Origin of the sequence: Kitasatospora sp. NPDC008050 (genome assembly GCF_042957465.1) — a bacterium.
Classification (GTDB): Bacteria; Actinomycetota; Actinomycetes; order Streptomycetales; family Streptomycetaceae; genus Kitasatospora.
Genome location: NZ_JBIBIJ010000005.1, coordinates 124,511 through 146,089, shown reverse-complemented (window position 1 = coordinate 146,089; position 21,579 = coordinate 124,511). Strand labels below are relative to the sequence as shown.

General features: G+C 72.4%; 17 protein-coding genes. 12 read left to right on the top strand and 5 right to left on the bottom strand.

Annotated features, from left to right (window positions below; translation table 11 throughout):
- The first annotated feature begins 154 nt into the window (after positions 1-154).
- Together sucC and sucD are read left to right on the top strand one after the other, a co-directional pair.
- Positions 155-1,330: an ADP-forming succinate--CoA ligase subunit beta gene (gene sucC / locus ACFZB9_RS12040; RefSeq protein WP_391446161.1), complete on the top strand. Its 1,176-nt coding sequence runs from the start codon at positions 155-157 to the stop codon at positions 1,328-1,330.
- A gap of 17 nt (positions 1,331-1,347) precedes the next feature.
- Complete coding sequence (gene sucD, locus ACFZB9_RS12035) at positions 1,348-2,229, top strand: succinate--CoA ligase subunit alpha (protein ID WP_391446160.1); 882 nt, start codon at positions 1,348-1,350, stop codon at positions 2,227-2,229.
- Here the strand turns inward: sucD and ACFZB9_RS12030 are convergent.
- Positions 2,226-3,212 carry an RNA polymerase sigma factor gene (locus ACFZB9_RS12030; protein ID WP_391446158.1) on the bottom strand — a complete coding sequence of 329 codons (987 nt, stop codon included), beginning with the start codon at positions 3,210-3,212 and terminating at the stop codon, positions 2,226-2,228. The genes sucD and ACFZB9_RS12030 overlap by 4 nt on opposite strands.
- 77 nt (positions 3,213-3,289) lie before the next feature.
- On the opposite strand from ACFZB9_RS12030, the gene ACFZB9_RS12025 reads away from it, so the two are divergent.
- Entirely contained in the window at positions 3,290-4,957 is a 1,668-nt protein-coding gene (locus ACFZB9_RS12025; protein WP_391446156.1) for a DUF6350 family protein, read from the top strand.
- Between the two features lie 7 nt (positions 4,958-4,964).
- Here the strand turns inward: ACFZB9_RS12025 and ACFZB9_RS12020 are convergent, their stop codons facing one another.
- Positions 4,965-5,729, bottom strand: a complete 765-nt coding sequence (locus tag ACFZB9_RS12020) for a hypothetical protein (protein ID WP_391446154.1) — start codon at positions 5,727-5,729, stop codon at positions 4,965-4,967.
- A 324-nt stretch (positions 5,730-6,053) separates the two neighbouring features.
- Between ACFZB9_RS12020 and purN the strand changes: the two genes are divergently transcribed.
- Positions 6,054-6,755: a phosphoribosylglycinamide formyltransferase gene (gene purN, locus ACFZB9_RS12015; RefSeq protein ID WP_391446152.1), complete on the top strand. Its 702-nt coding sequence runs from the start codon at positions 6,054-6,056 to the stop codon at positions 6,753-6,755.
- A complete protein-coding gene (gene purH / locus ACFZB9_RS12010) occupies positions 6,752-8,335 on the top strand; it encodes a bifunctional phosphoribosylaminoimidazolecarboxamide formyltransferase/IMP cyclohydrolase (protein WP_391446150.1) in 1,584 nt (527 codons plus the stop codon). Before purN ends, purH begins: the two co-directional genes overlap by 4 nt.
- Positions 8,336-8,402: 67 nt before the next feature.
- Here the strand turns inward: purH and ACFZB9_RS12005 are convergent, their stop codons facing one another.
- Positions 8,403-9,071: an RDD family protein gene (locus ACFZB9_RS12005; protein ID WP_391446148.1), complete on the bottom strand. Its 669-nt coding sequence runs from the start codon at positions 9,069-9,071 to the stop codon at positions 8,403-8,405.
- Positions 9,072-9,145: 74 nt separating this feature from the next.
- Entirely contained in the window at positions 9,146-9,556 is a 411-nt protein-coding gene (locus ACFZB9_RS12000; protein WP_391446146.1) for a DUF2752 domain-containing protein, read from the bottom strand.
- Between the two features lie 335 nt (positions 9,557-9,891).
- On the opposite strand from ACFZB9_RS12000, the gene ACFZB9_RS11995 reads away from it, so the two are divergent.
- The 7 genes from ACFZB9_RS11995 to ACFZB9_RS11965 all read left to right on the top strand — a co-directional run bounded on the left by ACFZB9_RS11995 (position 9,892) and on the right by ACFZB9_RS11965 (position 17,569).
- Positions 9,892-10,746 carry a bifunctional methylenetetrahydrofolate dehydrogenase/methenyltetrahydrofolate cyclohydrolase gene (locus ACFZB9_RS11995; protein ID WP_391446145.1) on the top strand — a complete coding sequence of 285 codons (855 nt, stop codon included), beginning with the start codon at positions 9,892-9,894 and terminating at the stop codon, positions 10,744-10,746.
- 24 nt (positions 10,747-10,770) lie between these two features.
- Positions 10,771-11,184: a DUF3017 domain-containing protein gene (locus ACFZB9_RS11990; protein WP_391446143.1), complete on the top strand. Its 414-nt coding sequence runs from the start codon at positions 10,771-10,773 to the stop codon at positions 11,182-11,184.
- Between the two features lie 226 nt (positions 11,185-11,410).
- Positions 11,411-12,403 carry a malate dehydrogenase gene (locus ACFZB9_RS11985; RefSeq protein ID WP_391446141.1) on the top strand — a complete coding sequence of 331 codons (993 nt, stop codon included), beginning with the start codon at positions 11,411-11,413 and terminating at the stop codon, positions 12,401-12,403.
- Between the two features lie 77 nt (positions 12,404-12,480).
- Positions 12,481-13,830: a hemolysin family protein gene (locus ACFZB9_RS11980; RefSeq protein WP_391446139.1), complete on the top strand. Its 1,350-nt coding sequence runs from the start codon at positions 12,481-12,483 to the stop codon at positions 13,828-13,830.
- Between the two features lie 29 nt (positions 13,831-13,859).
- Positions 13,860-14,930 carry a tryptophan--tRNA ligase gene (trpS, locus tag ACFZB9_RS11975; RefSeq protein ID WP_391446137.1) on the top strand — a complete coding sequence of 357 codons (1,071 nt, stop codon included), beginning with the start codon at positions 13,860-13,862 and terminating at the stop codon, positions 14,928-14,930.
- Entirely contained in the window at positions 14,930-15,505 is a 576-nt protein-coding gene (locus ACFZB9_RS11970; protein WP_391446135.1) for a 2'-5' RNA ligase family protein, read from the top strand. Before trpS ends, ACFZB9_RS11970 begins: the two co-directional genes overlap by 1 nt.
- 174 nt (positions 15,506-15,679) lie before the next feature.
- Entirely contained in the window at positions 15,680-17,569 is a 1,890-nt protein-coding gene (locus ACFZB9_RS11965) for a stealth family protein (RefSeq protein ID WP_391446134.1), read from the top strand.
- Positions 17,570-17,725: 156 nt separating this feature from the next.
- Here ACFZB9_RS11965 and ACFZB9_RS11960 read toward each other — a convergent pair whose 3' ends face one another.
- The gene (locus tag ACFZB9_RS11960; RefSeq protein WP_391446132.1) at positions 17,726-21,289 is read right to left on the bottom strand and encodes a CDP-glycerol glycerophosphotransferase family protein; all 3,564 of its coding nucleotides are present in this window, start codon (positions 21,287-21,289) and stop codon (positions 17,726-17,728) included.
- Between the last annotated feature and the right edge of the window lie 290 nt (positions 21,290-21,579).

Here is a 21,579-nt window from a genome sequence, read left to right as displayed (position 1 = left end):
ACGCGCGTGTTGATTGACGTGTGCGCCCGAGACCGCGTGGGCCGCAAGGCCGCAACTCTGCGTACCCGCACGGCCCCGACGACCCGCAGCGAAGATCCTGCCGTGGCACGCTCGTAGAGACACAATCCGCGACCACGAACAAGGACGAACACACGTGGACCTGTTCGAGTACCAGGCGAGGGACCTCTTCGCCAAGCACGGCGTACCCGTGCTTGACGGTGATGTCATCGAGAACGCTGAGGACGCTCGCGCGATCGCCGAGCGCTTCGGTGGACGCGCCGTCGTCAAGGCTCAGGTGAAGGTCGGTGGCCGTGGCAAGGCCGGTGGCGTCAAGCTCGCCGCCGACCCCGCCGACGCCGTCGCCAAGGCCGAGGCGATCCTCGGTATGGACATCAAGGGTCACACCGTTCACAAGGTGATGCTGGCCCAGACCGCGGACATCAAGGAGGAGTACTACGTCTCCTTCCTGCTGGACCGCGCCAACCGCACCTTCCTGGCCATGGCCAGCAAGGAGGGCGGCGTGGAGATCGAGGTCGTCGCGGAGGAGAACCCCGAGGCGCTGGCCAAGGTCGCCGTCGACGCGAACGAGGGCTGCACCGCCGAGAAGGCCGCCGAGATCGTCGCCGCCGCGAAGTTCCCGGCCGAGATCGCCGACCAGGTCATCGAGGTCCTGCAGAAGCTCTGGGTCGTCTTCATCAAGGAAGACGCCCTGCTGGTCGAGGTCAACCCGCTGGTCAAGACCGGCGAGGGCAGGATCGTCGCGCTCGACGGCAAGGTCTCGCTGGACGAGAACGCCGACTTCCGCCAGCCGGAGCACGAGGCGCTGGTCGACCACGCCGCGGCCAACCCGCTGGAGGCCGCCGCCAAGGCCAAGAACCTCAACTACGTCAAGCTCGACGGTGAGGTCGGCATCATCGGCAACGGCGCGGGTCTCGTCATGAGCACCCTGGACGTCGTCGCCTACGCCGGTGAGAACCACGGTGGCGTCAAGCCCGCCAACTTCCTCGACATCGGTGGCGGCGCCTCCGCCGAGGTGATGGCGAACGGCCTGGAGATCATCCTGGGCGACGCCGACGTCAAGTCGGTCTTCGTCAACGTCTTCGGCGGCATCACCGCGTGCGACGCGGTCGCCAACGGCATCGTGCAGGCGCTGGCCCTGCTGAAGAGCAAGGGCGAGGCGGTCACCAAGCCGCTGGTCGTGCGTCTCGACGGCAACAACGCCGAGCTGGGTCGCAAGATCCTCACCGATGCCAACCACCCGCTGGTCGAGCAGGTGGACACCATGGACGGCGCCGCTGACCGCGCCGCCGAGCTGGCCAACGCGAAGTAAGGAAGGGGACTCTCACCATGGCTATCTTCCTTACCGAGGACAGCAAGGTCATCGTTCAGGGTATGACCGGCTCCGAGGGCATGAAGCACACCCGCCGCATGCTGGCCTCGGGCACCAAGATCGTCGGCGGCGTGAACCCGCGCAAGGCCGGCACCACGGTTGACGTCGACGGCACCGAGGTGCCCGTCTTCGGCACCGTCGCCGAGGCCATGAAGGCCACCGGCGCCGATGTCAGCGTCATCTTCGTCCCGCCGGCGTTCACCAAGAGCGCCGTCGTCGAGGCGATCGACGCCGAGATCCCGCTCGCGGTCGTCATCACCGAGGGCGTCCCGGTGCACGACAGCGCCTCGTTCTGGGCCTACGCCGGCGAGAAGGGCAGCAAGACCCAGATCATCGGCCCGAACTGCCCCGGCCTGATCTCCCCCGGGAAGTCCAACGCGGGCATCATCCCGGCCGACATCACCAAGGCCGGCAAGATCGGTCTGGTCTCCAAGTCGGGCACGCTGACCTACCAGCTCATGTACGAGCTGCGGGACATCGGCTTCTCCTCGGCCGTCGGCATCGGTGGCGACCCGGTCATCGGCACCACCCACATCGACGCGCTGCGCGCGTTCGAGGCCGACCCGGAGACCGAGATCATCGTGATGATCGGTGAGATCGGTGGCGACGCCGAGGAGCGCGCCGCGGCCTTCATCAAGGAGAACGTGACCAAGCCGGTCGTCGGCTACGTCGCGGGCTTCACCGCCCCCGAGGGCAAGACCATGGGCCACGCCGGCGCCATCGTCTCGGGCTCCTCGGGCACCGCTCAGGCGAAGAAGGAGGCCCTGGAGGCCGCCGGTGTCAAGGTCGGCAAGACGCCGTCCGAGACCGCTCGCCTGGCGCGTGAGCTGATCGGCTAGTCGGCCGACGCTGCCTGTTGCCGCTCCCCGGACCGGATCACCGGTCCGGGGAGCGGCATTTGCGCGTGCGGCCCGTCCTCGGCGCACCACAGACTGCGCATGCCCGGGAAGTGGGCCGGGGTGGCGGGGCCCGCGCTGCCGTTCAGGCTGCTGGTGCAGAGCGGCGCGGGCGTGGGCGGCCGGTCGAAGTAGGCCGAGGGGCCGTGGCCGTCCAGGGTGCCGGCGATGGCCGCCGCGGTCACCAGGACCAGCAGGCCGGAGGCCGCGGGCAGGGCCGCGGCGCGCAGCCGGGCCCGGGCGGGCAGCGCGCGGGGCACCGGCTGCCCGGCCGCCTCGGGCGGCGGGCAGTGCCGCACCGCCGTCTCGTAGAGCAGCCCGCCGAGCCGCTCGCCGAAGCCGGGCGCCAGCGGGTCGGCGCCCACCCGCTCGGGCAGCGCGCGGGCCAGCTCCAGGTGGGCGGCGCGCAGCCGGTGCTCGACGGCGGTGCTGCTCGCCTCGACCTCCAGGGCGATCTCGCCCGGGGCCAGGCCCAGCGCGTCGTGCAGCACCAGCACATGGCGGCGCGCCCGGCTCAGCCGGTGCAGCGCGCCGAGCAGCGCCCGGTCGGCTGCCGCCGCAGGGTCCGCTGCCGTCGTCTCCGCCGCGGTGCGGGCCGGCCGCCACGGCGCTCGCAGCCGACGGTGGCGGGGCGGGCCGCCCGGGTGCCAGGGGGCGAGCGCGGTGCTGAAGGCGCGGGTGCGCAGCCAGCGCACGGGGTCGGGGTCGGTGGCCGCCTCGGCCCAGCTCGTCCAGGCGGCCTCGAAGGCCCGCCGGACGGCCTGCCCGGCGAGCCGGTGGTGGCCGGCGGTGAGCAGGTACGTCTGCTGGAGGAGTTCGTCGTACGACCGTTCGTACAACTCTGCATAGCCGGAGCGGTCGGGGACCGGGGCCGGTTCGTCGGGGTGGACGGCTACGGATTCGTCTGATTCAAGGGTCTGACGCACAATCAGATAATCCGGGACACGGCGAGCGGGCGCCGCTTGCACGGGGCAGGACGAGTGACGGCTGCACCATGAGGCTCATGACGCAGCACCTGATGGGCCGTCGGATCCCGCGCGGTGTCGGCTCGCCGGGATCGGGTCCGCTCCTGGCGGGGGCCACCGCGGCGCTGCTCGGACTCGCCGTCACCGGCGTGCCCGTGCTGGTCCTGTGGGTCCTCACCGCCACCGGGCACGACAGTGCCGCCGACGCCGCCCGGCTGGTCGGCGTCCTGTGGCTGCTCGGCCACGGCGGACCGCTGACCAGGGGCGGGGCGGCGCCGCTCTCGCTCACCCCGCTGCTGCTCACCCTGCTGAACGCGGTCCTGCTGCGCTGCGCCGCCGCCCGCGCGGCCGTGGCGGCCCAGCCGCGCACCGGCCCCGTCCCGGCGCTGCTCTGCGCCGGGTACCTGCTGGTCGCGCTGCCGGTGGCGATCGCCTGCACGGCCGGCGGTGGCGGCCTGCGCGCCGAGCCGCTGCCCGACCTGCTGGCGGTGGCGCTGCTCGGCTACGCCGCCGCGCTCTGGGGAGTGCGCAGCGCGGGCGGCTTCGTCGCACCGGCCCCGGCGGGCCCCGGCCGACTGGCGGCGGCCCGGCGGCGGCTGCCGGCCGGCTGCCCGGGCGCCGTGCGGGCGGCGGTGACGGCCGGGCTGCTGATCCTGCTGGCGGGCGGTGCGCTGCTCTTCGGCGTGGCGGCGCTGCTGCGCACGGACACCACCGACCCCGCGGTGCGTGCGCTGGCCGGCGGCAGCGTGCCGGCCGCGCTGGGGGTGCTGCTGACCTGCCTGCTGCTGGTGCCGAACGCCGTGCTCTGGGCCGGTGCCTACGCGCTGGGCCCGGGCTTCCTGCTGGGGACCGACACCGTGGTGGCGCCCGGGCGGGTGCAGCACGGCGCGCTGCCCGACTTCCCGCTGCTGGCCCTGGCGCCCGGGACGGCCTCGGGGTGGCAGCTGCTGGTGCTGCTGGTCCCGGTGCTGGCGGGGACGGCCGCGGCCGGCCTGCTGGGGCGGGCGGCCGCCTGGGGCGGTGGGCGGCGGGCCGGCGCGGCGTCGGCCTACCAGGCGGAGCCCGGGGAGGATCCGGCGGACCGGGCGGAGCCGGGGCGGCCCTGGGGGCCGGTTGCCACCGCGCTGGCCGGGCTGGCGACGGCGGTGGCGGCGGGCGCGCTGGTGGCGCTGGCCGGCTGGCTGGCCGGGGGAGCGGTGGGCGGTGGCCGGATGGCGCGGCTGGGGCCCTCGTTCGCCTGCGGGACGGTGGCGGCCGGATGGTTCGCGGTGCTGGCGGTGCCGGGCGCGCTCGTCGTCCGCTGGTGGCTGCTGCGCCGGGCGGCGCCGGCCGCGGCGGTGTGGGACGAGGTGGCGGCGCTGGGCGCATCGGTGCTGGGTGGACCGGTGCTGCCCGGGCCTGTGCTGGGTGGGCCGGCGCTGGGCGGGCCGGGCCCGGTCGGCCGGGGTCCGGCCGCTCTGGTGCCGGTGGGCCTGGCACTGGGCGAGCCGGCGGCGGCCCGTGCGGACGTGACCGGCCCAGGCCTGGACGGCGCTCAGCTGGACAGCGCTCAGTTGGACGGCGAGGAGCTGGACAGTGCCGACCTGGACGCCGAGGACCTGGACGGCCGGTCCTGGGCGGCGTCGCGGTCCCGGTCCGCGCTCGCCGCGCGGTGGACGGCGCTGCGCCTGCGGCCTGGCCGTGGCCGGAGCCAGGGGCCGGGGTGAGGCGGTGTCAGTTCTGCGGGTCGTTCATCGTGACCACCCACTGCGGGGCCAGGTTCGAGCAGCTCTGCTCGGCCACCGAGGTCAGCGCGTCGTTCACGCAGGTGTAGTAGGGGCGGTAGGCCAGCTGCACCCCGAAGCTGCCGAGCACCAGGGCGATCGCCACCCCGCCGGTGATCAGCCCGCCGAGCGCGGCCGGCACCTGCGGGCGGCTGCGCTGGGCGTACGGCCAGCCGACCGGCGGCACGGTGCGCGGGTCGACGGCGGTCGGCTCCGGCGCGCCGTCGCCGCCGCGCACGGCGGTCGGTGCGGCGCCGGGCGCGGTGCCGTTCGCGGCCGCCGAGGCGCTCTCCTGGCCGCCGGTCCGCAGCGCGCTGACACCCCAGTAGAGCGCGAGCGCGCCGAACAGCAGCGCGAGCGACATGAAGGCGTCCAGGCCGCAGAAGAGCGAGGCCATCCCGCTCATCAGCGCGTAGCGCGAGCGGCGGTGGCGTGGGTCGTTGGGGTCGAATCTGGGCTGCTGCGGGGCCTGTGGTCGGTCCGGCCAGCCGGGGCCGCCGCCGCCCTGCCAGTTCGGGCTCCACGGGTGCGGCGGCGGGACCGGCGGGCGGCCCGGGCGGCCCTCGCCGGGGGACTGCGCGCCGTCCTCGGGGGCGTCCTCGGAGGTCCCGCCCGAGCGACCCCGCGGAAGGCGCGGACGCCACGGCTGGTCCGGAGCGTCCTGCGGCGGCGGCGCGAAGGGGTTGCGCTCGTCGCTGTTCTTGCCGCTGCTCATGTCGGTCGGGGTCCTCATCGTCGTCGGGCGTCGCGACCCATGATCCCGCAGGCCGCCGGGGAGCAGGGGGCGGCCTGCCGTTCGATGCGAAACCGCAGTGTCGTGCGGTCCCCGAACGGCGCGCGCCGGGTGGCCGGGAGATCCCGCTCTCATCTACGCGCGTCAAGCAGAATCCCAGGTACGGCACCCGTTCAACCAGCCGTTATCGTGGTGACGGTCAGCAGCTCTCCCAGGTTCCCGGGCCCCGCAACGCAGCGGGCGTACCCGGCACACCCACCGCCAGCCGACCTGCCGCCTGTCCGTAGTGGCCCCACCGTCCGGTGGATGTACCAGCGGGCCGGCACCCGACGTACGGAGACCCGCGCAGTGGCCGCCGCTCACCCGCTCGCCTTCCCCGCCCCGCCCGACCGTCCCGCCCGCCTGGTGGTCCTGGTGTCCGGTTCCGGCACCAACCTCCAGGCGCTGATCGACGCGGTCGCCGACCCCGCCTACGGTGCCGAGATCGTCGCCGTCGGCGCGGACCGGTCGGGTATCGCCGGTCTGGAGCGCGCGGAGAAGGCCGGCCTCGCGACCTTCGTGCACCGGGTGAAGGACTTCGCGGACCGGGCCGACTGGGATGCCGCGCTGACCGACTCGGTCGCCGGCCACCAGCCCGATCTGGTGGTCACGGCCGGTTTCATGAAGATCCTCGGCGACCGCTTCATCAGCGCCTTCGCCGGACGGATCGTCAACACCCACCCCGCTCTGCTGCCCGCCTTCCCCGGCGCGCACGGTGTCACCGACGCGCTCGCCTACGGCGTGAAGGTCACCGGCTGCACCGTCCACCTGGTCGACGCCGGCGTGGACACCGGACCGATCATCGCGCAGGGCGTCGTGTCGATCACCGACGCCGACCACGCCGATGGCGGCGAAGCGCTGCACGAGCGCATCAAGACTGTCGAGCGCCAGCTGCTCGTCGAGGTCGTGGGCCGTCTCGCCCGCGAAGGCCACCGCATCGAAGACCGAAAGGTTTGGATTCCGGCATGAGTTCCGCCCCCCACGCCGCGCCGCCCGTCTCCGAGAACATTCGTCCGATCCGCCGCGCTCTGGTCAGCGTGTACGACAAGACCGGCCTGGAGGAGCTGGCCCAGGGGCTGCACGCCGCCGGGGTCGAGCTGGTCTCCACCGGCTCGACGGCCGCCCGGATCGCCGCCGCCGGCGTCCCGGTCACCGAGGTCTCGGAGCTCACCGGGTTCCCGGAGTGCCTGGACGGGCGCGTGAAGACGTTGCACCCCCGGGTGCACGCCGGTGTGCTCGCCGACCTGCGCCTGGAGTCGCACCGCGCGCAGCTGACCGAGCTGGGCATCGAGCCCTTCGACCTGGTGGTGGTCAACCTCTACCCGTTCGCCGCCACCGTCGCCTCCGGCGCCACCCCGGACGAGTGCGTCGAGCAGATCGACATCGGCGGGCCGAGCATGGTCCGCGCGGCCGCCAAGAACCACCCCTCGGTCGCCGTCGTGGTCGACCCGGCGCGCTACGGCGACGTGCTCGCGGCCGTCCAGTCGGGCGGCTTCGACCTGCTGACCCGCAAGCGGCTGGCCGGCGCGGCCTTCGCGCACACCGCCGCGTACGACGTCGCGGTCGCGCAGTGGTTCGAGGCCTCGGGCTACACGCAGTCGCAGGAGGCCTTCCCGGCCTTCCTCGGCGCCACCTGGGAGCGCTCGAACGTGCTGCGGTACGGCGAGAACCCGCACCAGAGCGCGGCCCTCTACGTCGACGGCACGGGCGGCCTGGCGGGCGCCGAGCAGCTGCACGGCAAGGAGATGTCGTACAACAACTACGTCGACACCGACGCCGCCCGCCGCGCCGCCTACGACCACCAGGGCCCGGCCGTCGCGATCATCAAGCACGCCAACCCGTGCGGCATCGCGGTGGGCGCGGACGTCGCCGAGGCGCACCGCAAGGCGCACGCCTGCGACCCGCTCTCCGCGTACGGCGGCGTGATCGCGGTCAACCGCCCGGTCACCGTCGAGCTGGCCGAGCAGATCGCACCGATCTTCACCGAGGTCGTCGTCGCCCCGGGCTACGAGGAGGGCGCCGTCGAGGTGCTCGCCCGCAAGAAGAACATCCGGGTGCTGCGCGCCCCCGACGCCCCGTGCGAGCGCCGCGAGGCCCGGCGGATCAGCGGCGGGCTGCTGTTCCAGGAAGTCGACCGGATCGACGCTGCGGGCGACGACCCGTCCAGCTGGACGCTGGCCGCGGGGGAGGCGCTCTCCGAGGCCGAGCTGGCCGATCTCGCCTTCGCCTGGAAGGCCTGCCGCGCGGTGAAGTCCAACGCGATCCTGCTCGCCAAGGACGGCGCCTCGGTCGGCGTCGGCATGGGCCAGGTCAACCGGGTCGACTCCGCCAAGCTGGCCGTCGAGCGGGCGGGCGAGCGGGCGAGCGGCTCGTTCGCCGCCTCGGACGCGTTCTTCCCGTTCGCGGACGGCCTGCAGATCCTGCTCGACGCGGGCGTCAAGGCGGTCGTCCAGCCGGGCGGCTCGGTGCGCGACGAGGAGGTCGTCGCGGCGGCCCGGGCGGCCGGGGCCACGATGTACTTCACCGGGACGCGGCACTTCTTCCACTGACGGTGAGCAACCCGAACGGCCCGGCGCTCCGTCAGGAGGCCGGGCCGTTCGGTTGCGCGGGTGGCGCTCAGGCGCGGATCACCAGGCTGTTGGTCACCTTGTCGGCGAAGCACTGGCCCTTGTCGTCCCAGAGCGGCCAGAGGTAGCCGAGGCCGCACAGGAAGCCGTCCAGGAAGTGGGCGAGCTTGCGCACGAACGCCATGCCGAAGCCCAGCGGCCGGCCGTCGATCTCGCGGACCAGCTTGATGCCCACGGCCTTCTTGCCGATGGTCTGGCCCTGGCCCTCGCGGACCAGCTGCCAGATGCCCAGGATCAGGGTGAGCAGGAAGCCGATCAGCATGATCGCCAGGCCGCCGCCGCTCATGCCGCTGGAGGGCGCGGGGCAGTTCGGGAAGCCGTTGTCGTCCACCGGGCAGTTGGTGGTGCTCTTCACCACGGTGCTCACCACCATGGCGGCGCCGATGAAGTAGCAGATCAGCGCGGGCAGGCCGACCACCAGGAAGTCGATGAAGTACGCACCGACCCGGGAGCCCCAGCTCGCCAGCACCGGCGGCGCCGCGGGGGCGTAGCCGTAGGGGGCCTGCTGCTGCGGGAAGCCGTAGCCCTGGGGAGCGCCCTGCTGCGGGTAGCCGTAGGCGGGCGGCTGGCCGTACGGGTTCGGCTGCTGCGGAGGAGCACCGTACGGAGCCTGCTGGGGCTGGCCGTAGGGGTTGTTGGGATCGGGCGGGTAGGACACGGAAGGCCTCCGGACGGGGACGTGCTCGATGAACGGCGGGGACGGATGGGACAGCGGGTGAGACTAGTGGAGGGCTATGACGGTGCGACACCCAGACGCTGCAGCTGCCAGATCCAGGCGACGGCCAGCGCGGTGGCGATCACCCCGGTGCGCCGACGCGGCGTCAGGGACCACCACCGGGCGCCGGCGCCGAGCGGTGCGGTGAGCAGGCCGAGCACCGCCAGCACGGTCACCGGATTGGCCGTCAGGGCGGCGAGCCAGTGGCCGTGGCCGGCCTCGATGAAGACGGTGGTGCTCCCGCAGGCGGGACACGGTATGCCGGTCAGGCGGCGCAGCGGGCAGAGCACGCCCGGGTCGTGGGCGTCGTGCAGCACCGCCACCACCAGGGCCGCGCCGGCCGCCAGCGCGCAGCGCAGCGCGGTGCGGGCCAGCCGGGCGGGCAGTGGTCCTGGGGCGGGCCGGGCGGCCCGGACCGGTGTGATCACCGGGAGACGGGCCGCGGCCGGTGCTCCGGTGCGCGGGCGCGGCGTTGTCGCCGCCGGTGCTGAGGCGTGGTCACGACGTTCTTCCCCCGATCGCCCGGGGCCCGCGCGAGGCGGATCCAGGGCCTTCTGACTGGTGCTCGACGCCTATGCTCGCCGTCGGCCGGGAGGGCTGTCCAGTGCGATTCGGCGCTGTGGCCACAACTGTGGCGCAACCGCAATCGGATCCACACGTTCCGTTAAGGGCCGCCGTCACGAGCCACCGCCTCGGACGCCCGTCGCAACCCTGCGGCCCGCCGGGTGCCCGAGCAGTGCCGCCGATCCGGGAGGATAGGGGTATGACTGCCCAGATTCTCGATGGCAAGGCCACCGCGGCCGCGATCAAGTCCGAACTCGCCGTCCGTGTGGCGGCCCTCAAGGAGCGGGGCATCACCCCCGGTCTCGGCACCGTCCTGGTCGGCGACGACCCGGGCAGCCACAGCTACGTGCGCGGCAAGCACCGCGACTGCGCCCAGGTCGGCATCGCCTCGATCCAGGTCGAGCTGCCCGCCGACGCCACCCAGGCCGAGGTGGAGGCCAAGGTCCGCGAGCTCAACGAGGACCCGGCCTGCACCGGCTACATCGTCCAGCTCCCGCTGCCCAAGGGCCTGGACGCCAACCCGGTGCTGGAGCTGATGGACCCGGACAAGGACGCCGACGGCCTGCACCCCACCTCGCTGGGCCGCCTCGCGCTCGGCATCGAGGGCCCGCTGCCCTGCACCCCGTACGGCATCGTGGAACTGCTGCGCCGTCACGACGTGGCGATCAACGGCGCGGACGTGGTCGTGGTCGGCCGCGGTGTCACGGTGGGCCGCTCGATCGGCCTGCTGCTCACCCGCAAGAGCGAGAACGCGACCGTGACGCTCTGCCACACCGGCACCCGCGACCTCTCCGCGCACCTGCGCCGGGCCGACATCATCGTCGCCGCCGCGGGCGTCCCCCACCTGGTCAAGGCCGAGGACGTGCGCCCGGGCGCGACCGTGCTGGACGTCGGCGTCAGCCGCACCGAGGATGGACTGGTCGGCGACGTGCACCCGGCGGTCGCCGAGGTCGCCGGCTGGCTCTCGCCGAACCCGGGTGGAGTCGGTCCGATGACCCGGGCCATGCTGCTCAACAACATCGTCGAGGCGGCCGAGCGTCAGGCCGCCCACTAGTCGCCACCCCTGGGGATACCGGAAATGAGCGCGCTACGAACGGGCCGGTCCACGCGTCGACGGCCGGCCAGGACCACGGGGACGCTGCCGCCGGAGGGCTCCAAGGCGGCGCTGGGCCGCGACCACTCGCTGCCCGTGCGGCAGTGGCCGATAACCCTGGTGCTGGCCGTGGTCGGGATCGGGCTGGCGATCACTTCGCGGGCCGACTTCCGCTACGGCCTGCTGGTCATCGGCGGTGCCATGGTGCTCGGGGCGCTGCTGCGGCTGCTGCTGCCGGAGGTGGGCATGCTGGCCGTGCGCAGCCGGTTCACCGACGTGCTGGTGCTGCTCTGCTTCGCCACGGTGATCGTGGTGCTCGCGCTGGTGGCCCAGCCGGACCCCTGGCTGCGGCTGCCGCAGGTGGAGGACATCGGCACCTACATCGGCCAGCGGCACTGACGCGGCCACGCGACGTACCGAAGGCCCACGCCGTATCGAAGCCCGCCCCGCACCGTGCCGGGGCGGGTTTCGCCTTGTTGTGACGCACCAGCCACGCCCGGGCGCGCGCCGGGAGGCCACCCTTGCGATAACCTGACGCCGGTTCTCTCGATGTCGAGAGAAAACATCCTCGGCTCCAGCGCGCCGACGTGCCTGGGGCATGCTGGCGATCGCTGGAGAAGGAAACATGACTCGCACCCCCGTCAACGTCACCGTCACCGGAGCTGCCGGCCAGATCGGTTACGCGCTGCTCTTCCGCATCGCCTCGGGCCACCTGCTCGGCGCGGACGTTCCGGTGAACCTGCGCCTGCTCGAGATCCCGCAGGGCCTCAAGGCCGCCGAGGGCGTCGCGATGGAGCTCGACGACTGCGCCTTCCCGCTGCTGCGCGACATCACCATCACCGACCAGGCCGACGTGGCCTTCGACGGCGCCAACGTGGCCCTGCTGGTCGGCGCCCGCCCGCGCACCGCCGGCATGGAGCGCGGCGACCTGCTGCAGGCCAACGGCGGCATCTTCGGCCCGCAGGGCAAGGCCATCAACGCCCACGCCGCGGACGACATCAAGGTCCTGGTGGTCGGCAACCCGGCCAACACCAACGCCCTGATCGCCCAGCGCAACGCCCCCGACGTGCCGGCCGAGCGGTTCACCGCGATGACCCGCCTGGACCACAACCGCGCCGCCGCCCAGCTCGCCAAGAAGGCCGGCGTCACGGTCGAGGACGTCAAGAAGGTCACCATCTGGGGCAACCACTCGGCCACCCAGTACCCGGACCTGTTCCACGCCGAGATCTCCGGCAAGGCCGCCTTCGACGCTGTCGGCGGCGACCAGAAGTGGGTCGAGGAGTTCTTCATCCCGAAGGTCGCCAAGCGCGGCGCCGAGATCATCGAGGTCCGCGGCGCCTCCTCGGCCGCCTCGGCCGCCAACGCCGCCATCGACCACGTGTACACCTGGGTCAACGGCACCCCGGCGGGCGACTGGACCTCGATGGGCATCGTCTCGGACGGCTCCTACGACGTGCCGGCCGGCCTGATCTCCTCCTTCCCGGTCACCACCAAGGACGGTAAGTTCGAGATCGTCCAGGGCCTGGAGCTCTCCGCCTTCGACCGCGCCCGGGTCGACGCCTCGGTCCGCGAGCTGGCCGAGGAGCGCGACGCCGTCACCGAGCTCGGCCTCATCTGAGCGAGCCGGTAAGCACGAACCCAGGCCGATCGCTTCGTTCAGAAGCGGTCGGCCTGGGCCGTTTACACTGACCGACCGTGAACGAAACCCTCCAGGACGCCGCCCTCGTCCTGCTCTTCATCGTCCTCGGTGGGCTGTTCAACATCGCCGAGATCTCACTGATCTCGCTGCGCGAGGGCCAGATCCGCGCGCTGGCCGAGCGCGGGACCAAGCGGGCCGACCGGGCCGCGCACCTGGCCGCCGACCCCAACCGGTTCCTGGCGGCCGTGCAGGTCGGGGTGACCTGCATGGGCTTCCTGTCGGCCGCCTTCGGCGCGGACACGCTGGCCGGCAAGCTCTCCCCGGCCTTCGTGCGCCTGGGCCTGTCCAGCGGGGTGGCGGACGCGCTGGCGCTGGTCGGCCTGACCCTGCTGATCTCCTACATCTCGCTGGTGCTGGGCGAGTTGACCCCCAAGCGGATCGGGCTGCAGCGGGCCGAGTCGCTCGCGCTGATGGCCGCGCCGGTGGTCGACGTGATGTCGGTGGCGCTGCGCCCGGTGATCTGGCTGCTGGGCCGCTCCACCAACCTGATGGTCCGCCTGCTGGGCGGCGACCCGAAGGCCGGGCGCGGCAGCATGAGCTCCGAGGAACTGCGCGGCCTGGTCGCCGCCAACACCGAACTGGGCAGCGATGAACGGGCGTTGATCGCCGACGTGTTCGCGGCCGGGGAGCGCCAGCTGCGCGAGGTGCTGGTGCCGCGCACCGAGGTCACCTTCCTGGACGCCGACCAGCCGCTCGCCGAGGTGCGTGAGGAGACCAGCACCTCGCCGCACTCGCGCTACCCGGTGGTGGAGGGTTCCTACGACGCGGTGGTCGGCTTCGTGCACGTGCGCGACCTGTACCGGGCGCACGGTGAGCAGGCGGTCCTGGTGCGCGAGATCGCCCGTCCGGTCAAGCTGCTGCCGGCCACCAAGAAGGTGCTGGAGGCGATGAGCGAGATGCGCCGGGAGGGCCACCACCTGGCGATGGTGGTCGACGAGTACGGCGGCACGGCGGGCATCGTCACCCTGGAGGACCTGGTTGAGGAGGTGATCGGCGAGATCCGCGACGAGTACGACGCCCAGGAGACCACCGCGACCCGCCGGCTGGTGGGCGGCGGGGTCGAGGTCAACGGCCTGCTCAACCTGCCGGACTTCGCCGAGGAGACCGGCGTGCTGCTGCCCGAGGGCCCCTACGAGACGGTGGCCGGCTACGTGGTGGCCGAGCTGGGCGAACTGCCCGAGGTCGGGGACCAGGTGCTGGTGGCCAAGGAGGGCACCGAGCAGGGGGTGCGGCTCACCGTGGCGGCGCTGGACGGACGGCGGATCGACCGGATCAGGGTGAGCGCCGCGGCGGCCCAGCCGGGCGGCGAGCGCCCGGGCGAGTCACCGGGCGAAGCCGGGTCCTGACCGCTTCACGGAACTGGAAGAATGGCGGCATGGTCAACGCAGCGGTCAACGAATCGGCGCAGGATCGCCCCCGGGTGCTCTCCGGTATCCAGCCCACCTCGGGCTCGTTCCACCTCGGGAACTACCTGGGCGCGGTGCGCCAGTGGGTGGATCTCCAGGAGGAGAACGACGCCTTCTACATGGTGGTCGACCTGCACGCGATCACGGTGCCGCAGGACCCGGCGCAGCTGCGCGAGAACACCCGGGTCTCGGTCGCCCAGCTGCTGGGCGCGGGCCTGGACCCGGAGCGCTGCACGCTCTTCATCCAGTCGCACGTGCCGGAGCACGCCCAGCTCGCCTGGGTGATGAACTGCCTGACCGGGTTCGGTGAGGCGGCCCGGATGACCCAGTTCAAGGACAAGTCGGCCAAGCAGGGCAGTGACAGCACCACGGTGGGCCTGTTCACCTACCCGATCCTGCAGGTCGCCGACATCCTGCTCTACCAGGCCGACGCGGTGCCGGTCGGTGAGGACCAGCGCCAGCACCTGGAGCTGACCCGGGACCTGGCCGAGCGCTTCAACAGCCGCTACCAGCCCACCTTCACGCTGCCCAAGCCGTACATCCCCAAGGAGACGGCGAAGATCCTGGACCTGCAGGATCCGACGGCCAAGATGAGCAAGTCGGCCGCCTCGCCCAAGGGCCTGATCAGCCTGCTGGACGACCCGAAGCTCAGCGCGAAGAAGTTCAAGAGCGCGGTGACCGACACCGACACGGTGGTCTCCTACGACGAGGAGAGGAAGGCCGGCGTCTCCAACCTGCTGCGGATCCACTCCGCGCTGAGCGGGCAGAGCATCGAGAAGCTGGTCGCCCACTTCGAGGGCAGGATGTACGGCGCGCTCAAGACCGAGCTGGCCGAGCTGTTCGCCGAGTGGGTGGGGCCCTTCCAGCAGCGCACCCAGATCTACCTGGACGACCCGGCCGAGCTGGACCGGGTGCTCGCGCTGGGCGCCGAGAAGGCCCGCGAGGTGGCCTCGGTGACGCTGGCCACGGTCTTCGACCGGATCGGCTTCCTGACGCCGGCCGGCGCGGCACCGACCAGCCCGTCGGCCGCCCAGCGCTGATGCCCGACTCCGTGTCCGCCGGTGGTGGCGCCCTCCCCGAGGCCGCCACCACCGGCGCGTCGCTGACCATCGGAGTGGCCGTCACGGTGCCGGAGCCGTTCGGCTCGGCGATCCAGGACACCCGGGCCGCCCTCGGCGACCCGCTGGCCCGCGCGATACCCACGCATGTCACGCTGCTGCCGCCGACCGAGATCCGCACCGAGCGGCTGCCCGAGGTGCGGGCCCATCTGGCAGCCGTTGCCGCCGCGCACCAGCCGTTCCGGATGCTGCTGCACGGCAGCGGCAGCTTTCGCCCCGTCTCCCCGGTGGTCTTCGTCCGGGTCGAGGAAGGGGCCCAGGAGTGCCGCGAGCTGGAGGCTGCGATCCGCTCCGGACCACTCGCCCGGGAGCTGGCCTTCCCCTACCATCCGCATGTGACGGTGGCGCACGGTCTGCCCGAGGAGGCGCTCGACGCGGCCCTCGTCGAGGCGCGGGAGTTCCACGCGGCCTTTGCGGTGCCGTCGTTCACCCTGTCCTGGTGCGGGACGGACGCGGTCTGGCGACCGTGGTGCGGGTACGGACTCGGCGCTCGTTAATTCGATTCTCAGGATTCTCCCAGAAAACCAAAACTATAGGTTTTTATTACTTTCTCATTCACCCCACCATCTGCTGAGCGCTATACTCGCCCGGTAATGGCCGCGGGGGGCCTGGAGCGGTCAGAGGGCTCACCGTCTGGAGAGATGATGCGCTGTCCCCGAACGGTCCGGCGAGTGGTGCGCGCCGTCACCCGCAGGGCTCGCCGGGTCGGCGTACGGTCCGGGCTGCTGCCCCGGCAGCGCGTGACCGAACAGGTGCTGCCGTCCGCCCCGGAGCCCGAGCCCCAACCGGAGCCCGAGCCCGAGCCGCAGCCCGCGCCGCCGACCGCCGAGGAACTGCGGTGGCAGCGCGAGGAGCGGCTGCTGGAGCAGCAGCCGGCGCTGGTGCGGCACGACGGCCTGGTGACCGAGGTCCGCGACGACCTGCTCTCCGGGGACGCCTTCCTGCGCAGCTTCACCGAGGTGACCGAGCTGCTGATCGGCGCCGAGCTGACCTTCGCCCCGATGCGCGGTCAGGAGGCCCGCCACTGGGTGGTGATCGCGCCGGGGCAGCGTGCCGAGGTGCTCGCCACGCTGGCCGCCGCCTTCGCCGGGCAGCCCGTCTACGCGGACCTGCTCGGCCACGACGTCACCCTCCGGACGGTGCTGGCGGAGAACCTGCCGGCGGCCGTCGAGGCCCTGGAGGGCCACCCGGAGCCGGCCGCCGACGAGTCACCTGCCGACGAGCAGGTCGAGCCCGAGCACGAGCAGAGCGAGCCGGAGCAGGCCGAGTCCGAGCGGGTCCGGGTCAAGGGCGTGCGGATCTACCGGCCGGTGGTGACCAGCGGCCGGACCTTGGTCTACGGCCCCGAGCACGGCTGCGACCTGGACTTCTGGGACTCGGCCGCGCCGTCCAGCGGCGCCATCGCGGCCATCCACGAACCCCCGTTCGGCTGGTGGGTGCCCTCCCTGGAGGCGGACGCGACGGTGCGGATCGGCGGCCGGGAGTACCCCGCGCCGAAGGCCTTCGCTCGCCCGCTGCTGGACGACGTCACCTTCCCGGTGGACGCGGTGGTGACCTGGGTGGACGACAGCGACCCGGTCTGGCGCGGTCAGCGGGAGGCGACGCTGGCCCGGATGGCCGAGCCGCCGGCCACCGGGAGCGGCACCGAGCGCTTTCACAATCGGGACGAACTGCGCTACTGCCTGCGCTCGATCGCCATGTACGCCCCCTGGATCCGGCAGGTGTTCCTGGTCACCGACGGGCAGCAGCCCGACTGGCTGGAGACCGCGCACCCCGGCCTCACCGTGGTCTCCCACCGGGAGCTGTACGCCGACCCCTCGGTGCTGCCGGTGTTCAACTCGCATTCGATCGAAACGCAGCTGCACCGAATTCCGGAGCTCGCCGAACATTTCCTCTATTTCAATGACGATATGTTTCTCGGCCGTCCGGTTCGGCCCGAACAGTTCTTCCAGGGAAACGGCTCGCCGTTGGTCAACCTGGATTCCCGGGTCATCCCGCCGGGCCGGGTGACGGGCGACGACGACGAGTACGTCTCGGCGCAGAAGAACACCCGGGAACTGGTCCGGCGTGCCTATGGCCGGGACACCACCAACACCCTGAGCCACGTGCCCTATCCGCTGACCCGCACGCTGCTCGCCGAGAGCGCCGAGCTCTTCGACGCGGAGCTGTCCGCCACCGCCCGTTCGACCTTCCGCTCGGCGACCGACGTCGCACCGGTCACGCTCGCGGTCAGCCACGGCTACCTCAGCAGCCACGTCGGCTGGGGCCGGATCGGCCACCGCTATGTCGACGTCGACCGGCGGGCGGCGCTGGAGCAGCTGCCGGGCCTGCTGCACGCCCGCGAGATCGACACCTTCTGCCTCAACGACGGCGCGTTGGACCAGGTGCCGAGGGCGGAGCAGGACCGGCTCGTCACGGCGTTCCTGCAGGCGTACTTCCCGGTGGCCGGACCGTTCGAGAACACGCTGCCCGAGCCGGTCGGCGGCGGCCAGGAGCCGGCCGAGGAGGACCCGGTGGACGCCCACCCGGCGGAGGTCGTCCCCGTGCAGGCGTCCCACTGAGGCCCTGCTGTACCCGCTGGAACCCGACGGCCCGCTGAACCCCGGCAGGCCCGCTGAACCCCGAAGGGGCCCGCGCTCTCCGGCTGACCGGAGGGCGCGGGCCCCTTCTTCGGTTCGGGCCGCACCGGGAGGTCCCGGTGCGGCCCGAACCCGGGCTCAGCCCAGCATGCCGTCGACCACCCGGGCGGCGGCGTGGCCGTCGTCCAGGTCGCAGTAGTTCGCGCGGAACTTCGCGTAGGCCTCGCGGTGGTCGGCCGTCACCTTCGGCAGGTCACCGAGCGCCGCGACGAGGTCCTCGGAGGTCGCCAGCAGCGGCCCGGGAGCCTCCTTCTCGAAGTCGAAGGTGAACCCGCACAGGTTGTCGCGGTAGTGGTCCAGGTCGTAGCTGAAGAAGAGGACCGGGCGACCGGTGTTGACGAAGTCGAAGACCGACGCCGAGTAGTCGGTGACCAGCGCGTCCGCGACCAGCAGCAGGTCGGTCATGTCCGGGTAGCGCGAGACGTCGTAGACGTAGCCGTTGCCGTCGCCCGCGATCGTGCCGTGGCAGTTCGCGTGCGGGCGGACCAGCAGGACCTGGTCCTCGCCCAGCGCGGCGCGGGCCGCGTCCAGGTCGATCCGCAGGTCGATCTGGTAGCCGCCGTGCGGACGCTTGCGGTCCTCGCGGAAGGTCGGCGCGTACAGCACCACCTTCTTGTCCTCCGGCAGACCCAGCCGGCGGCGCACCTCGGCGGCCCGCTTCTCCCGCTCGGGGGAGAACAGGATGTCGTTGTGCGGGTAGCCGGTCTCCAGCATCTCGCCCTGGAACTTGAACGCCCGGCGCAGCACCGTGGTGGCGAAGGTGCTCCCGGAGATCAGCTTGCCCCAGGTCGGCACCTCGCGGTCCAGGTGCTTGAGGTAGTTGCTGTCGATGAACCAGATCTTCTCGAAGTCGTGGCCGATCCGCTTGAGCGGAGTGCCGACCCAGGTCTGCAGGATCACCTGGCCCGGGCGCGGGGTCACGAAGTCGGGCAGGTGGGCGCTGGTGACGATGTACTTGGCGGTGGCCAGCGCGTCGAACCACTCGGGGCTCCACTGGCGCAGCCCGCGGGCGCTCTCGGGCAGCTCGGCCTGCTGGTCGTCCACCGTCCACAGGTGCTCCAGCGGCAGGCCGCGGCGGACCAGCTCCTCGTGGATGGCGCGGGGCGAGCCGGCGTACTGGCCGCCGTGGGCCACGTTGTAGACCACCGCGTCGCGCAGCGGCTTGCTCTTGGCGGCCGGGTAGATCTCCTTGCGCAGCTGGCGCTGGCGGTAGCCGCTGCGCTCGTGCGGGCCGAGGTCGGAGTGCGCCTCCAGCGAGAGCGTGTCGTAGTAGCGGCGCTCCAGCACCACCTGCTTGCCGCGCGCGCGGATCTCGGCGGGCAGCGCGGTGTGCACCTCCAGGGCGACCTGGACCTTGGGCCAGGCCAGCTCGGGGTCGGCGCCCGCCGGGCGGAACAGCAGCTCCCAGGTGCCCTTGTGCAGCGGCACCCGGCCGGCGTGCGAGTCGATCGGCACGGCCGGCAGCTTGACCTCGAACCGGCCGTCGCGGATCACCACCGGGTGGTGGTAGTCCTCCTCGCGCCAGGTGTGCTGGAGCACCAGGTCGTAGTGGTGCTCACCGGGCAGCGGGAAGCGGCCGGCGAGGGTGAAGCCGTCCTCGTCCGCCGCGGTGATCCGGTCCACCACCGGCTGCACCAGCTGGTCGGAGAACTGCAGGTGGCCGGTGTCGGTCGGCTTGGAGACCAGGACGCGCGCGGTCCCCAGCGGGGCGTCGGGGTTCAGCGGCAGGTCGAGGTGCTGCACCGGAACCCGGTCGTCGACCATTATCTGCAGCACGGTCCTGTCGGCCAGCAGCAGCTTGGCGTACCAGTGGTCGGAGGTACGGGTCTCGGCGGTGGGGTCCAGCTCGGCCCACTTGTCCTGGACCTCGGCCAGCGCCTCGACCGGGATCTGCGCGGTGAACGGCACCGGGCGGCCCGCGGGGGCGCCGAACTCGACCGGGAAGTCGATCTTGTTGCCGGACTCGGAGTGGTGCATCTGCAGCCGCATCCCCGACAGGTTCGCGGCGCTGCGCACCGTGCCGCGCAGCTCGATCACGCCGTCGGCGGCCTGCAGTCCGGTGAGCGCGGCACGCAGCGTCTCCACCGTCAGGTGCAGGAAGCTGTCGCGCAGTATGGGCACGATGCGGGTGTTGGCGTCGACCCAGTGGATCGGGTAGCTCTGCGCGGTGTCGGCCCAGCCGCCGGTGACCCGGCCCTTGTAGACGCCCGCCTTGCCGACGCCGCCGATCAGCACCCGCCAGCTGCCGTCCTGCCACTGGCCGCGCTTCTTCAGCTTCTCCGGGTCGATGGAGCTGGTGAAGCCCGCCCAGTCGCAGCTGTAGATGTCGTGCGGCGAGCTCGCGGTGGCCTCCGGCGCGTACTGCGCCTTGGTCTTGAACGTGACGATCCGCTTGCCCTTGGCCTCGCGCAGCACCAGCATCCGGACCAGGTCGTGCTTGTGCTCCACGCCCAGGTGCTCGGGGAACGCGTGGCCGGTCAGCCGCAGCTTGCCGTCCTCCCAGGCCGACTCGTAGACGCGGCTGCGCATCACCAGTGCGTTGTCCAGCCGCAGCACGTCGGCGGGCACGCTCTTGCGCCCGCCGCGCAGGAACGGGTAGTCGGCGTACGGGCGGATCACGCCGCGCGCCGGGGCGGCGCCGTTGCTCTCGGCCTCGTAGCGCATCTGCTCGACGAACTCGTCGATCCGGCCCTGCAGGGTCAGGTGGTACTTCAGCCGCAGCGGCGCACGCAGCTTGCGGACCTGCTCGGGCCCGATCGCGCGCAGCAGCCGGCCCACGCACTCCTGGTAGGCGTCCCGGTAGTCCTGCTCGCCGTCGACCACCGACCAGAAGAACATCGGGATCTCCTCGACGAGGTTGTTCTCGTCGTAGGAGCGCAGGTACTCCTTGTACTTCGGCGCGGTCTGCTTGAGCAGCCAGGAGCGCACCAGCTCCATCGAGGTGACGCGGTCGACCAGGCCCTTGGGGTTGGTCCGCATCTGGGTGATCGACATCTCGCCGAGCTCGCGCTCGCGCCAGTGGTAGATCGGCTCGGAGAGCACGTCGACGCTCTTGGCGAGGTAGTGGTGCGGCACGCTGACCGGGGCGTCCTCGTACAGGATGCCCTCGGGGTAGAGCAGCCCGGCCGCGTCCCAGAAGGAGCGCCGGTACACCTTGTTCCACGCGGTGCGGTCGGTGACCAGCGCCGGGATCTCGGTGATGTGGGTCTTCAGCTTGGTGTGCCGGAACGGCTTGCTGTGCCCGCCCGACGGGTAGTGGCCCACGGCGCGGAAGCGCAGCACGTTGCCCGTGGCGAAGTCGGAGCCGGTCTCGTCGAGGGTGGAGATCATCAGCTGGTACGCACTCGGCGGCAGCGTGTCGTCACTGTCCACGAAGGCCACGAACTCGGTGCCCTCGGTCAGGTGCAGCAGACCGGTGTTACGGGCGGCGCCGAGACCGGCGTTCTTCTTGCGGACCAGGCGGAACCGGGAGTCCTTGGCGGCGAAGGCCTCGGCGATCGCCGCGCTCCCGTCCTTCGAGCCGTCGTCCACCATGATGCACTCAAGGTCGCTCATGGTTTGGGCGGCGATGGATTCCAGGCACTCCTCCAGGTACCGCTCGACGTTGTAGATCGGAACAACGACGGAGAGACGGGGGGCCATCAGCTGGGCGGGCCTTTCATCAGGGGCGGGACGACGACCTGGGGCGGGCCCCCGCGAATCAGGGGTCACAGGACAGGCGGTACGCCGCGATCCTACCGTCCACGCCTACCGGGACCCGGGTCGCGGCCGGGCGCCACGAGCCCCGCGATCCGGCGGAGCGCTGCCCCGCGGTGCCGCCGGCCGGGCCGCCCGGCAGGTCCGCGGCCACCGTCCGCCGCGTGCAGCGACCCTGACCGGGCGTCAGCCGGGGCCCGGCGGGATCCGGTGGCGGACCGGCTCGGCGGCCGGGC

What these genes read in the sequence shown, in the direction of transcription:
- sucD (WP_391446160.1), top strand. Translation starts at nt 1,348, where the DNA reads ATGGCTATCTTCCTTACCGAGGACAGCAAGGTCATCGTTCAGGGTATG.
- ACFZB9_RS12025 (WP_391446156.1), top strand. Translation starts at nt 3,290, where the DNA reads ATGACGCAGCACCTGATGGGCCGTCGGATCCCGCGCGGTGTCGGCTCG.
- ACFZB9_RS12020 (WP_391446154.1), bottom strand. Translation starts at nt 5,729, where the DNA reads ATGAGCAGCGGCAAGAACAGCGACGAGCGCAACCCCTTCGCGCCGCCG.
- purN (WP_391446152.1), top strand. Translation starts at nt 6,054, where the DNA reads ATGTACCAGCGGGCCGGCACCCGACGTACGGAGACCCGCGCAGTGGCC.
- purH (WP_391446150.1), top strand. Translation starts at nt 6,752, where the DNA reads ATGAGTTCCGCCCCCCACGCCGCGCCGCCCGTCTCCGAGAACATTCGT.
- ACFZB9_RS11995 (WP_391446145.1), top strand. Translation starts at nt 9,892, where the DNA reads ATGACTGCCCAGATTCTCGATGGCAAGGCCACCGCGGCCGCGATCAAG.
- ACFZB9_RS11990 (WP_391446143.1), top strand. Translation starts at nt 10,771, where the DNA reads ATGAGCGCGCTACGAACGGGCCGGTCCACGCGTCGACGGCCGGCCAGG.
- ACFZB9_RS11985 (WP_391446141.1), top strand. Translation starts at nt 11,411, where the DNA reads ATGACTCGCACCCCCGTCAACGTCACCGTCACCGGAGCTGCCGGCCAG.
- trpS (WP_391446137.1), top strand. Translation starts at nt 13,860, where the DNA reads ATGGTCAACGCAGCGGTCAACGAATCGGCGCAGGATCGCCCCCGGGTG.
- ACFZB9_RS11970 (WP_391446135.1), top strand. Translation starts at nt 14,930, where the DNA reads ATGCCCGACTCCGTGTCCGCCGGTGGTGGCGCCCTCCCCGAGGCCGCC.
- ACFZB9_RS11960 (WP_391446132.1), bottom strand. Translation starts at nt 21,289, where the DNA reads ATGGCCCCCCGTCTCTCCGTCGTTGTTCCGATCTACAACGTCGAGCGG.